The organism is Kineococcus esterisolvens (assembly GCF_050871405.1).
GTDB lineage: Bacteria > Actinomycetota > Actinomycetes > Actinomycetales > Kineococcaceae > Kineococcus.
In genome coordinates this window covers 18,103-30,308 of record NZ_JBJLRI010000028.1, presented here as the reverse complement: position 1 = coordinate 30,308, position 12,206 = coordinate 18,103, and the positions used below count along the sequence as shown (strand labels likewise).

Annotated in this window: 11 protein-coding genes and 1 riboswitch; of the genes, 4 read left to right on the top strand and 7 right to left on the bottom strand. The window is 77.9% G+C overall.

Annotation, left to right across the window (positions count from 1 at the left end):
• Both ACRYR8_RS10895 and ACRYR8_RS10890 read right to left on the bottom strand, forming a co-directional pair.
• Nucleotides 1–219, bottom strand: a complete 219-nt coding sequence (locus tag ACRYR8_RS10895) for an RNA-binding S4 domain-containing protein (protein WP_432484494.1) — start codon at nucleotides 217–219, stop codon at nucleotides 1–3.
• Nucleotides 216–620: a hypothetical protein gene (locus tag ACRYR8_RS10890; RefSeq protein ID WP_432484492.1), complete on the bottom strand. Its 405-nt coding sequence runs from the start codon at nucleotides 618–620 to the stop codon at nucleotides 216–218. The genes ACRYR8_RS10895 and ACRYR8_RS10890 overlap by 4 nt, the downstream gene beginning before the upstream one ends.
• Before the next feature lie 136 nt (nucleotides 621–756).
• On the opposite strand from ACRYR8_RS10890, the gene ACRYR8_RS10885 reads away from it, so the two are divergent.
• Nucleotides 757–1,191 carry an Ohr family peroxiredoxin gene (locus ACRYR8_RS10885; RefSeq protein WP_432484490.1) on the top strand — a complete coding sequence of 145 codons (435 nt, stop codon included), beginning with the start codon at nucleotides 757–759 and terminating at the stop codon, nucleotides 1,189–1,191.
• Nucleotides 1,192–1,240: 49 nt separating this feature from the next.
• On the opposite strand, the gene ACRYR8_RS10880 is transcribed toward ACRYR8_RS10885, so the two are convergent.
• The 4 genes from ACRYR8_RS10880 to ACRYR8_RS10865 all read right to left on the bottom strand — a co-directional run bounded on the left by ACRYR8_RS10880 (nucleotide 1,241) and on the right by ACRYR8_RS10865 (nucleotide 7,745).
• The gene (locus ACRYR8_RS10880) at nucleotides 1,241–4,795 is read right to left on the bottom strand and encodes an ATP-binding cassette domain-containing protein (RefSeq protein ID WP_432484489.1); all 3,555 of its coding nucleotides are present in this window, start codon (nucleotides 4,793–4,795) and stop codon (nucleotides 1,241–1,243) included.
• A gap of 64 nt (nucleotides 4,796–4,859) precedes the next feature.
• Nucleotides 4,860–5,354: an HNH endonuclease gene (locus tag ACRYR8_RS10875; protein WP_432484488.1), complete on the bottom strand. Its 495-nt coding sequence runs from the start codon at nucleotides 5,352–5,354 to the stop codon at nucleotides 4,860–4,862.
• A 414-nt stretch (nucleotides 5,355–5,768) separates the two neighbouring features.
• On the bottom strand, nucleotides 5,769–6,659 hold the full coding sequence (locus ACRYR8_RS10870; RefSeq protein ID WP_432484487.1) for a C40 family peptidase: 891 nt from the start codon (nucleotides 6,657–6,659) through the stop codon (nucleotides 5,769–5,771).
• A 23-nt stretch (nucleotides 6,660–6,682) separates the two neighbouring features.
• A riboswitch (cyclic di-AMP (ydaO/yuaA leader) is annotated at nucleotides 6,683–6,804 on the bottom strand.
• Between the two features lie 254 nt (nucleotides 6,805–7,058).
• Nucleotides 7,059–7,745, bottom strand: coding sequence for an iron-dependent transcriptional repressor DtxR (locus ACRYR8_RS10865; RefSeq protein WP_432484486.1), 687 nt, complete (start codon nucleotides 7,743–7,745; stop codon nucleotides 7,059–7,061).
• A gap of 153 nt (nucleotides 7,746–7,898) precedes the next feature.
• Here ACRYR8_RS10865 and ACRYR8_RS10860 point away from each other — a divergent pair, with 153 nt between their 5' ends.
• Nucleotides 7,899–8,513 carry a malonic semialdehyde reductase gene (locus ACRYR8_RS10860; protein ID WP_432484485.1) on the top strand — a complete coding sequence of 205 codons (615 nt, stop codon included), beginning with the start codon at nucleotides 7,899–7,901 and terminating at the stop codon, nucleotides 8,511–8,513.
• Nucleotides 8,514–8,579: 66 nt separating this feature from the next.
• On the opposite strand, the gene ACRYR8_RS10855 is transcribed toward ACRYR8_RS10860, so the two are convergent.
• Nucleotides 8,580–9,863 (bottom strand): MFS transporter, encoded by a 1,284-nt coding sequence (locus ACRYR8_RS10855; protein WP_432484484.1) that lies wholly within the window; start codon nucleotides 9,861–9,863, stop codon nucleotides 8,580–8,582.
• 378 nt (nucleotides 9,864–10,241) lie between these two features.
• Here ACRYR8_RS10855 and ACRYR8_RS10850 point away from each other — a divergent pair, with 378 nt between their 5' ends.
• Nucleotides 10,242–11,315: a saccharopine dehydrogenase gene (locus ACRYR8_RS10850; RefSeq protein WP_432484483.1), complete on the top strand. Its 1,074-nt coding sequence runs from the start codon at nucleotides 10,242–10,244 to the stop codon at nucleotides 11,313–11,315.
• 141 nt (nucleotides 11,316–11,456) lie between these two features.
• Nucleotides 11,457–12,149, top strand: coding sequence for an NUDIX hydrolase (locus tag ACRYR8_RS10845; protein WP_432484527.1), 693 nt, complete (start codon nucleotides 11,457–11,459; stop codon nucleotides 12,147–12,149).
• The last annotated feature ends 57 nt before the right edge of the window (nucleotides 12,150–12,206 follow it).

Below are 12,206 nucleotides of genomic sequence, written 5' to 3'. Positions count from 1 at the left end.
TCAGCCGACGAGCACCCGCCACTCCTGGCCGCCCAGCTCCACCACGTCGCCGTCCGAGAGCTGCCGGCCGCGGCGCCCGTCGACCTCGCCGTTGACGGTGACCTCCCCGGCGGCCAGGACCTCGCGGGCCTCGCCCCCCGAGCCGACGGCGCCGGCCAGCTTGAGGAACTGCCCCAGGCGGACGGTGCCGACGACCTCCACGTCGCGCTGCGCGCTCACGGGCCGGCGACCTCCTCGTCGTCCAGGGCCAGGGCGTCCAGGACCGCGGCGATGCGGCGGGCGTCGGCGCGGGTGAGGCGCTCGGGCACCAGCACCTCCGCCTGCTCGCCGCCGCGCAGCGGGATGGTGTGCCGCAGCGTGCGGCGGGTGCTCGCCCCCCGCGGAGCGGGGTCCTCCCCGACGACGTCGGCGTCCACGGGCGCGGACGCCCCCGCCGCGCCGCTGCGCTCGTCGTTGACCGACGCGTCGCCGCTGAGGAAGGTGCGCAGCCGGTCCACGCCCTGCGCGGCCAGGCGCTCGGCGCCCGGGTCCAGGCGGCCCTGGCGCAGCACCTCGCGCAGCACCGCGTCGATCGACGCGCTCTGCCGGCCGCCCCTGCTCTCGTCCCTGCCGTCACCCACGGGTTCCCCCTCGCGCTCGTCCCTGCTCCTCGCCGCGCCGGCGTCGTGCCGCGGCCGGCCGGCTCCAGGGTCGCACCCCGTGGAGCGAGCAGCCTCCCCCGTGCGGCCCGGCCGGGATCGACCTAACGTCGCGGGCATGACGAACACCCCCGAGAAGATCGTCTACACCGCGCGCGTCACCACGACCGGCGGGCGGCGCGGCGGCCGCGCCGTCTCCGACGACGGCGCGCTCGACGTGGTCCTGCAGGCACCGAAGGAGACGGGCGGCCCCGGCGGCGGCACCAACCCCGAGCAGCTGTTCGCGGCCGGGTACGGCGCCTGCTTCCAGGGGGCGATGGGTCTGGCGGCCAAGGAGCAGGGGGTGGACGCCTCCAGCTCGACCCTGGACATGGAGGTCGGGTTCGGCCCCGAGGGCGAGAGCTACGCCGTCACCGTCACGATCCGCGCCCGCGTGGACGGCCTGAGCACCGAGCAGGTGCAGCGGCTGCTGGAGCGCACCCACGAGCTGTGCCCGTACTCCAAGGCCACCCGCGGCAACGTCCCCGTCACCCTGGTGGCCGAGGGGGCCTGAGCCCGACGGGGCCACGGACCCGGGTCCGCGGCCTCAGGGCCTCAGTGCCTCAGCCCGCCAGGTGGTGCCACCGCGCCTCCAGCTCCCGCCACGGGCCGGTGGCGGCGACCCGCCCGTCGACCAGGACGACGACGCGGTCGGCGACCGCCAGCGCCGACCGCTTGGAGCTGGACCCCAGCACCGTGGTCCCCCTGCCGCGCAGCGCCTCCCACAGCTCCACCTCGGTGCGGGCGTCCAGCGCGGAGGACACGTCGTCCGCGAGGAGCAGGTCCGCACCGGCGGCCAGGGCCCGGGCCAGGGCAAGGCGCTGCACCTGACCGCCCGACAGGCGCACCCCGCGGTGCCCCACGAGGGCGTCCGGGCCGCCGGCGCCGGCGACGTCCGGGGCCAGCCGCGCATCGGCCAGGGCCCGCCCCAGCCGCCGCGCCGCGCCCGCGTGCTCGAGGGTCGCGTTGGCCGCGAAGGACCCCGACAGCACCCGCGGCACCTGCGCCACGTGGGAGACCTGCCCCGGGCGCAGGAACGTCTGCGGGTCGGTCACCTCCTCGCCGTTCCAGCGCAGCGAACCCTCGTGGTCCACGAGCCCGGCCAGCGCCGCCAGCAGGCTGGACTTGCCCGAGGCGACCCGGCCGGTCAGCAGCACCAGCTCACCCGCGGCGACGTCGAGGTCCACCCCCGACACGCCGACGGTGCCGTCGTCGTGCACGGCGCCGAAGCCGCGCAGCCGCAGCTCGCGCAGCGCCCGGCGCGGCGGTTCCGGTGGCGCGGGGGCGGTGCCGGCCACCAGGTCGACCCCGGCGGGGGGTTCCAGCACGTCGGCACGGCCGGCGAGCGCCGTCACGGCGCGCAGCCACTCCCGAGCCACCGGGGCCTCGGTGACCACCGCGCCGGCGACCTGGCCGTAGTAGGAGGACCCGGCGACCGCCGTGGACACCAGCAGGGTCGTGGCCAGGCCCCAGGTGCCGCGCAGGTGCAGCCACCAGGTCGCGACCAGACCCAGCTGGACGAGCACGACGGGCACGCCCTCCAGCAGCGCCCGCACGCGGAACTCGCGCACCGAGGCGCGCACCCGCACCTCGTCGACGCGGTGCAGGTGCTCCAGCACGCCCGGCGTGGCGGCGGCCAGCTTCACGGTGCGGGCGGCGTCCACGGCCGACCCCAGGGCCCGCCCGAAGCGCGCCCGCGCGTCACCGGCACCGGCACCGCTGCGCCCGGCGACCCCCGCGCCGGCCACGGACACGATCGCCGAGGTGGCCATGACCGCGGCGACGACCGCCCCGGCGCCGGCCGTGCCGGCCAGCAGCGAGGTGGCGAGCACGACGAAGCAGCCGATGACGACGTCCACCCACCGGTCGACGTAGAGGACGAAGCGCTCGGAGTCCAGGCAGCAGGCCGTCACCTCCCCCGGTGGCACGCGCGGCAGGCGGTGCTGGCGCGTCTGCCCGGCCAGGACCGCGCAGCGCGCCCGCAGCGTCACCGCGTTCCACCACGAGAAGTAGACCCGCAGCGCACCGCGCAGGGCGAAGGGCCCCGCGAGCAGGGCCACGCACACGGCGGCGGCCCACACCCCCACCCCGTCCGCACCAGCGGTGCCGGGGCGCTCGGAGACGGCGGCGACGACCCGGCCCCACAGGGCGCCGGTGACCGCGCCGTGGGCGCCGAGCAGGGACACCACCAGGAACAGGGCGGCGCCGGTCAGGCCCCAGCGCGGGTGCACGGCGACGGCGCGCAGCACCGCGCGCGCCAGGCGGGGGGCCGGTGCCGCCGGGGTCGAGCGCGGCCGGCGCGGCGCCGGGGCGCTCTGCACCGCCGCGGGGGCGTCCCGGGCGGGCGGGAGCGGGTGCTCGTGGGCGCCTGCGGCGGCCAGCAGGTCCGCGAACGGCCCGGGAGCGGCGGCCAGGCGTGCGCGGCCGCCGTGCTGCACCACGCGCCCGCCGTCCAGGACGGCCACCGCGTCGGCGCGGCGGGTGGTGCTCAGCCGGTGGGCGACGAGCAGACCGGTGCGCCCGGCGAGCAGCCGCTCGGCGGCGGCGGTCACGCGGTGCTCGGTGACGGGGTCCATCCGGGCCGTGGCCTCGTCGAGGACGACGACGCGCACGTCCCGCACGAGCAGCCGGGCGAAGGCGACGAGCTGCTCCTCCCCCGCCGACAGCACCGTGCCGCCCGGACCGAGCAGGGTGTCGAGCCCCTCCGGCAGGCCCCGCACCCAGGGGCCGAGCCCCAGGGCGTCGACGGCGGCCTCGACGGCGGCGCGCGGCACGCCGGTGGTGAGGGTGATGTTGTCGGCCAGCGTCGCGGCCAGCAGCTCGGTGCGCTGGGTGACCACGCCCACGGTGCGGCGCAGCTCCTGCAGGTCCAGGTCGCGCACGTCGCGACCGCCCACCAGCACCGTCCCGCGGGGCGGCTCGACGGCGCGGGAGAACAGCGCCGCCAGCGTCGACTTGCCGGAGCCGCTGCGCCCCACCAGCGCGCACGTCGTCCCCGCCGGCACCGACAGGTCGACGCCGCGCAGGGCGAACCCGCCGCCCGGGTAGGCGAAGTCCAGGCCGCGGACGTCCAGGGACAGCGGTCCCGGCGGCGGGGCCGCACCGCCCACCGGCTCGGCGGGCGACGTCAGCAGCGAGCGGATCCGCTGCAGGGCGCCCAGCCCCGCCTGCACCTCCGGGAGCCGGTCGCTGACCTCGGTGAGGTCGCCGACGAACCCGGCCAGCAGCAACCAGGTGGTGACCAGCGCCGCCACGCCCAGCTCGCCGCGCAGCACGAGCGCCACCCCGCCCAGCACGAGGGCCACCAGCAGCAGCGACAGCACCAGCGCGGTGCGCAGGCCCACCGAGGACGCGGCCCGGCTGGTGGCGGCCACCGCGCGCAGCACCACCGAGGCCCCCGCCGCGTAGCGGCGCAGCACGTGCGCCTGCCCGAGGCTGGTGCGCACGTCGTCGCGGGCGGAGACGGCCTCCTCCAGCTGGGCGGCGTGCTCGGTCCAGGCGGCCTCCTCGGCGAGCTTGCGCCGGGCGACCTCGGCCGTCAGCGGGCGCGCCACCAGCAGCGCGAGCGCGGCCACGACGGGGAAGGCGAACCACGCCGGCCACCACGTCAGCCCGGCGACCACCCACGCCAACGCAGCGCGCAGCAGGGCGCGCGCCAGCCGCCACCCCGTCTCGCGCAGCAGCCGCGCCAGCTGCCGCGGGTCGTCGTCGACGCGGTCGATGACCTCTCCGACGGCCTGCTCGGCCAGCGCCGGCAGCGGCTGGGCGAGGGCGGCGTCCAGCAGGTCGGCGCGCAGGCGCCCCTCGGCCCGGCCCACGCGGGTGGCGAACACCGTGCGACCCACCGTGTCCACGACCCCGGCCCCCACGAGCAGCACCGCCAGGAGCGCCACGAGCGCCGCGCGCGGGTCCTCGGCCAGGTGGCCGGTGACCACCGTGGCGAGGGTCTCCCCGAGCGCGGCGAGCAGGGCCAGCGCCCCCGCGACGCGCGGCCCGGCGAGCCGGGAGGCGGTCAGGCTGCGGGGGTCGCGCCCCGGCGCGCCGGCGGGGACGGCGGGCACGGCGGGCGCGGCGTCCCCACCGGCGCACCGGGGCGGGGCGTGGTCCGGGGAGCGCACCGCTCGACGTTAGCGACGGCGACCGGTGCTGCTCCTCCCGTTTTCCGCGGGCCCCGGACCGCCCTCAGGCCGCCTGGGCCAGGTACTCGTCCCAGCGGGGATCGGCCTGCTCGGCACCCCGCACGGCCCAGGAGGCCCCGCGGGGGGCGGCGGGGCGGAACCGCAGCGCCCAGCCCATCTCCTCCGGCGTGCGGTTGCCCTTGGCGTTGTTGCAGCGCACGCAGCAGGCCACGAGGTTCTCCCAGGTGTCCGGCCCGCGGCGGCTGCGCGGCAGCACGTGGTCGACGGTGGTGGCGTGCCCCCGGCAGTAGGCGCAGCGCTGGTGGTCGCGGCGCAGCACCCCGCGCCGGCTGACCGGAACGACGGTGCCGCGCGGCACCCGCACGTAGCGGCTCAGCAGGATCACCGAGGGCCGTTCCAGCCTCACCGTCGCGCCCACGACCGGTTCGGCGTCGGCCAGCACGACCGAGGCCTTCCCGGCCAGGACGAGGACGAGCGCACGGCGGAAGGACACCACCGCGAGCGGTTCGTAGCCGGCGTTCAGCACGAGGGTTCGCACAACCACCTCCACGGACGACGAGAGGCGCCGACCCCGGTGGGGGCGGCGCCTCTGGGAGCGACGACGTGCGCGGCGGGATGCACGTGCTGGCGCACGTGCGCGCACCGGCGCACCGCGGGTACCCCCACTGTCGTCGGGGGCGACTGGGGACGGGGCGCGCAGGAGCGCGCGCGCTGCACGGCCGTGGGGTCGGACACGCTCGCCTCCCGCTCGTGTGGTGTCGTCGTGACCGCACTGTACGTCGGGACGGGGCGGGGGGACACGCGTTTGGCGCGAGGTTCGTGCGACGGGGCGGACTGGAGGGGCCTCGCGAGGTGCTCCCCGGGCTCCCCGGCTCCGGCGTGCCGGGGGCGGACGTGGATCGGGCCCGGCACCTCGCAGGAGGTGCCGGGCCCGGTCTGGGGGTGGGCGACGTCAGGCGACGGCCGCGACGCGGCCGAAGACCGCGGAGTCGCTCCACACGGAGCGCAGCTGGACGGGCTTGCCGCTGCGGGGGGCGTCCCACATCATCCCGTCGCCGGCGTAGATGCCGACGTGGTACGCGCGGCCGCCGTCGGTGAAGAAGACGAGGTCGCCGGCGACGGCCTCGGCGCGGGAGATGCGCGCGCTGGCGCCCAGCTGGGCGTTGGCGGTGCGCGGCACCGAGATGCCGAGCTGGCGCAGGACGTAGCTGGTGTAGCCGGAGCAGTCGAAGCCGGCCGGGGTGGTGCCGCCGTACACGTAGGGCACGCCCACGTAGTCGTCGGCGACGGCGAGGATCTGCTGGCCCAGCGACGGGGCGGGCGCCGGGGCCGGCGCCGGGGCCGCCTCGACGGGGGCCGGGGCCGGGGCCGGGGCCGCGGCGGCGGCCTGGACGGCCAGGGCCGAGTCGATGACGGACTGGTCGACCGACGCCTCGACCGCGGGCGCGTCCACGGCGGAGCGCGTGCTGCGCTCCACGACGACCGGCGGCGGCGGGGGCGCGGGGGTCGGCACGGCGCTGAAGGCGGTGAGGGTGGTGATGGCGGCGGCCTCGGCGGGCGCGGAGACCACGCCGACCGGGGTGGTGCCGAAGGCGGAGTCCACGGCGGTGCCCAGACCCGCGCTGACGGCGGTGCTGACGGCGGCGGGGACCGCTGCGGGAGCCGCCGCGGGGGCGGCACCGGCCGGCAGCGCGACGGTGACCAGCAGTCCACCGGTGGCGGCGGCGACCGCGCCGGCGCGGCCGGCGTCGGCAGCGCGACGGCCGATGGCCTCGCCCAGGCCGGTCAGGGGCGTGCGGGGACGTTCGGCGGCACGGTGGCGCGCCTGGACGCGAGTCGTCAAGGTGGTGGCCTCTCCGACGCCTGCGAGGTGAGCTGTCGGGTTCGGGCGGGAGTATCGCCCGGCCGGTTCGCACCGGCTTCACCCCAAGGACGCTCACCCCGGCCCGGCTGGCCGTCGGATCACGCCCGGGAAATTGGTTCCCCCGTCCCTGCCACACGTGTGCGTGGGACCTCGACGCGGTGGCAGGGCTCGGCGTCCGCGCGAGGGCTTCTGCGTGAACTTTCACGGAAGCGGGTGGACCATAACCCCTCCGGACCCCGGATGTCACGGCCCGGTGACGCCCGCGTGGCAGTCGCGTGACGAACCGATGACGACGGGACCGCGCCGGCCCGCCCTCGGGCAGCCCCGCGCACCGGCCCGGAGCAGCCCCCGAGCAGCCCCCGCGACCAGCCCCGGGGGTCAGTCCCGCGCGTCGACGAACAGGTGCGACGCCTCGGCCGTGCTCAGCTCCAGCACCGCACCGCCCACCGAGACGTCGTAGCCGCCCGCGGACGTCGTCACGACGACCTCCGCACCGGGGCGCAGGCCGGCCTCGGCGAAGCGGGCCAGCAGCGCCACGTCGGTCTGGAGGGGCTCGCCCAGGCGGCGCACCACGACGGGGGCGCCGTCCGCGCCGGCCGCCGTCAGGGGCTGCACGCCCGCGCGGAAGTCCTCGGCGGCACCGACCTCGCCCAGCTCCTCCAGGCCCGGGATCGGGTTGCCGTAGGGCGAGGAGTGGGGGTGGTCGAGGATGTCGACCAGGCGCTTCTCGACCTCCTCGGAGATGACGTGCTCCCAGCGGCAGGCCTCCTCGTGCACGAGCGACCACTCCAGGCCGATGACGTCGGTGAGCAGCCGCTCCGTCAGCCGGTGCTTGCGCATGACGCGCATCGCCTTGGCGCGACCGGACTCGGTGAGCTCCAGGCGGCGGTCCGTGCCGACGTGCAGCAGCCCGTCGCGCTCCATGCGCGCCACCGTCTGCGAGACGGTCGGGCCGGAGTGGTGCAGGCGCTCGGCGATGCGAGCGCGCATCGGGACGATGCCCTCCTCCTCGAGCTCGAAGACCGTCTTGAGGTACATCTCGGTGGTGTCGATGAGGTCGCTCACGGCCCCCATCATCCGCCATGGCGCCGCCTGCTCGCACGGGTCCACCCGGCGGGCGGCGCGGCGGGGACGACGGGGCGGCGGGCCGGGGACGGGCCGGGAACACGGCGCCGGCGGGACCCGTTGCGGCGGGCGAGACGTCCAGTGAGGAGCCCCGTGAGCACGCCAGCCGTCCCCGGTCCCCGTCCCGCCCTCGACCCCGCCGCGCTGGAGCAGCTGTTCACCGGCGCCCGGACCGCGAACCGGTTCACGGACGAGCCCGTCACCGACGAGCAGGTCGCCGCGATCGTGGACCTCGTCAAGTACCCGCCGACCAGCATGAACACGCAGCCCATGCGGCTGCTGCTGGTCCGCTCCCCCGCGGCGCGGGAGAAGCTCGCGACGATGATGAGCGGCAGCAACGGGGACAAGACCCGCTCGGCGCCGCTGAGCGTCGTCGTGGCCGCCGACCGCCGCTTCGACGAGGAGGTGCCGCGGCTGTTCCCGCACGTGCCGGACGCGCGGGCGCTCTTCGCCGACGACGCCTTCCGCGAGCGGACCGCGGTGTTCAACACCGCCCTGCAGCTGGGTTACCTCATCCTCGGGGTGCGGGCGGTGGGCCTGGCGGCCGGGCCGATGACCGGCATCGACGCAGTGGCCATCGAGCGGGAGTTCTTCCCCGACGGCGAGCACGCGGTCGTCGCCGTCGTGAACATCGGCGTGGCCGACCCCCGGGGTCTCCGGCCGCGCGGGCCCCGCCTGGCGGTGGAGGAGGTCGTCCGCACCGTCTGAGCCGCACCGTCCGGGCCGCACCGTCCGGGCCGCACCGTCTGAGCCGCACCGTCCGGGTCCGTCCGGTCAGGGTTGCGGGTGCAGCGCGTCGTAGCGGGTGAAACCCCGCTGCGCGCGCGCCAGCGCCAGGACCGCCACGACGCACGCCAGTCCGCCGGCGAGGGCGGCGGTGCCCTCGCCGGTGAGCTCGGCGGTGCCGCCGAGCACGACGTCGCCGAGCCGCGGCCCACCGGCCACCACGACGATGAACACGCCCTGGAGCCTGCCGCGCAGGGCGTCCGGGGTGGCCACCTGCAGGATCGTGCCGCGGAAGATCGAGCTGACGGCGTCGGCGGCACCGCAGACGGCCAGCAGCGCGGTGCAGGCGGCGAGGCGCCACCCGGCACCGTCGGGGGCGGCGACGAGGACCGCGCCGAAACCCGCCACGGCGGTGCCGTAGACGGCGACGCAGCCGACGACGACGGCCCCCTGGCGGCGCACCTGCCCCAGCGGCCCGGAGAACAGGCCGGCCAGCACCGAACCGGCCGCGAAACCCGCACCGAGGACCCCCACGGTGCGCGCTCCGCCACCCAGGTCCACGGCGCCGATCGCGGGGTAGAGCACGCGGGGCATGGCCAGCACCATGGCGCACAGGTCGACCAGGAACGTCATGCGCACGTTGGGCCGGGTCCCCAGGAACCGCACGCCCTCCAGCACCGAGCGCACGCCCGCCCGGCGCACCGCACCCGTGCGCGCCGGGGGCATCGGCGGCAGCCCCCACACCCCGGCCAGCGCCGCCACAAAGGTGACGGCGTCCACGGTGTACGCGGCGCGGAAGCCGCCGGCGTCGACGAGCAGGCCGGCGAGCAGCGGGCCGGCGGTCAGGGCGATCGCGCCGGTGGTGCCGGACAGGGCGTTGGCCGCGGGCAGCTGCGCGGCGGGCACCAGGCCCGGCACGATCGCGGAGCGGGCGGGGTTCCCCACGGCGAACGCGGCGCTCTGCAGGGCGACGAGGCCGTAGAGCAGGTGCAGCGAGCCGAGCTCCAGCCACGCCTGGGCGGCGAACGCCAGGGACAGGACCCACAGGGCCACCGAGGCGGCCAGCGCGACGCGCCGGCGGTCGTGCACGTCGACGAGGGCCCCGCCGTACAGGCCCAGCGCGACGAGCGGCACGAGCGCGAAGACCCCCACCAGCCCCACGGCGAGGGTCGAGGAGGTCAGGGCGTAGGCCTGCAGGCCGACGGTGACGACGGTGAGCTGGGTGCCGACCCCGGCGAGCGCCTGCCCCGCCCACAGCCGGCGGAACGCGGGGCTCTCGCGCAGCGGGGTGGTGTCCACCAGCCAGCGCCGGCGGGCGGGACGGGGTTCCACCCCACGAGGGTAGGTGGTGCGCCGGGGCCACCAGGGTGTACGGGCGCGGCGCGATCGGGCGCCCGGACGGGAGAAGGCCCCCGGGCGCTTCCTCCCCCGCGGGGCGGGGGGAGGGCCGGCTGGACTGGGCCGGCGCCCGGGGACCCGGTGACTGCCGTGGATTCGCCGCGCCGCGCGGGGCGACCAGAGCGGTCCGCGTCCATCGCGCGGCTGCTAGCGGGCAGCCACCTCACGCGTCCGATGAGAACTCATGTACCGGACCACCTCCTTTCCCGTGTACGTCGACGGTACGTCCGACCCCCGCGGGTTGTCACCCCGGTTTCGCCGGACGCGGAACCGCCTGCCCCGCACCGCCACCGGGGCGGCACGATCACGCCCGTGATCGTCGAGGACGGACCGGTGGACGTGGTGGTGCTGGGGGCGCTGGGCGCCGTGGGCCGGCGGGTGAGCGGGCGGCTGGCCCCGCTGCTGGGCCGGCGGCTGGTGGTCGCCGGGCGCGGCGCGGAACGGGTGCGCGCCCGGGCGGGCGAGCTCGGGGCGCGCGGCGCGGTCGTCGACGTGCGCGACACCGCGGCGCTGCTGCGGGCGGCCGCGGGCGCGCGGGTCGCCGTGCTCGCGCTGGAGACGGGCGACGACGCGGCGGCGCGCGCACTGCTGGGCGCGGGCGTCCACGTCGTCGACGTGGGCGCCACGCCGGCCCACCTGGCCCGCCTGGAGGCCCTGGACCCGCTGGCCCGCCGCACGGGCGCGACCGCCGCGCTGTCGGTGGGGCTGGCGCCGGGGGCGACCAACCTGCTGGCACGGGCCGCGCACGAGGCGGTCGGCGGCGCGGGACGGGTGGCGATCACGGTGCTGCTGGGCGCCGGGGAGCGCCACGGCCGCGAGGGGGTGCGCTGGACGGTGGACACGCTGCTGGACGGCGCACCGGGACCGGCGAGGCGGGCGGCCCTGCCGCCCGCCTCGCCGTCCGGGCGGGTGCGGGTGCGCACCGCCCGCCCGTTCGCCTTCGCCGACGCGCCGGCGGTGCGCGCGGGCCTGGGGGTGCCGGACGTGACGACCCGCCTGGTGCTGGAGCCGGCCGCCGCGGGGGCCGCCCTGTTCGCGCTGGGCCGGTTGCGCGGCACCCGGGCCGGCGCCTCGCCGCGGGTGCGCTCGGCGCTGGTGCGCGCCCTGTCGCAGGTGCACGTGGGCACCCGGGAGTACGCCGCCCGCGCCGACGCCTGGTCGCCGGACGGGCGCGCGCACGCGGCGTTCGCGGTGGCGGGAGTGGAGCAGACCCGCGCGACGGCCGAGGTCGTCGCCCGCACCGCGCTGGCGCTCGCCGCCGGGGGCGCACCGGCGGGGGTGCACCACCTGGACCGGCTGCCGGTGGGTGAGGGGCTGCTGGCGGAGCTGGCCGGGGGTCCGGACCCGGCGTGGCGGTTCCTCCGCCTGGAGGAGCCGCGCGGCTGACGGCCGCGGCGGCGCGGGTGACGCTTGTCAGGCGGCGGGGCGCTGCCCTACCCTCGTCCGCAGTTGTTGTCAGAACCACCCTTACTCCCGCCCCGGCAGGAGCGGGAGTGGTGCGCACGAGGGAGCGGCGGCGTCGCGGTGGTGGTGAAGTCCCGGCAGGCGATCCTCGTCGCCGTCTCCACGGTGATCTTCGCCCTGCTGCCGGACCGGTCGGGGGACCTGCGGGTGCACCTGCCGCTGGTGCGGCGGACGCGCGACCCGTTCGGCGGGCAGTGGGCCCTGCCGGGCGGGTGGGTCCGCACCGACGAGAGCCTCAGCGGCGCGGGCCGGCGCACCCTGGCCGAGACCACCGGGTTGCGGCCCAGCTACCTCGAGCAGCTCTACACGTTCGGCCGGCCCGACCGCTCCCCCGGCCAGCGGGTGGTGTCGGTGGTCTACTCGGCCCTGGTGCGCAGCCACCTGGCGGCCGCCTCGGTCGAGGGCGAGAACGTGCGCTGGACCGCCGCCGACGACTGCACGGGCCTGGCCTTCGACCACGACGAGATCGTCCGGTACGCCCTGTGGCGGCTGCGGACCAAGGTGCAGCACGCGCACGTCGCGCTGCACCTGCTGCCCGAGCAGTTCTCCCTGGCCGAGCTGCGCGAGGTGCACGAGGCGATCCTGCAGCGCCCGCTGGACCCGGCGAACTTCCGCCGCCAGGTCGAGCACTCGGGCACCATCGTGCCCACCGGCGAGCGGCAGACCGGCGGGCGGCACCGACCGCCGAAGCTGTACCGGGCCGTCGTCCCGGAGGGTTCGGCCGGCCCGCTGCAGACCGCCGGCCCCCTGGCCTAGACCCCGCGCAGAACCTCCCGCACCGGAACCCGCGTGCGGGAACCCCCGCCCCGAGAC

Excerpts from the sequence above, each read along its gene's own strand:
- ACRYR8_RS10885 (WP_432484490.1), top strand. The coding sequence starts at position 757 with ATGACGAACACCCCCGAGAAGATCGTCTACACCGCGCGCGTCACCACG.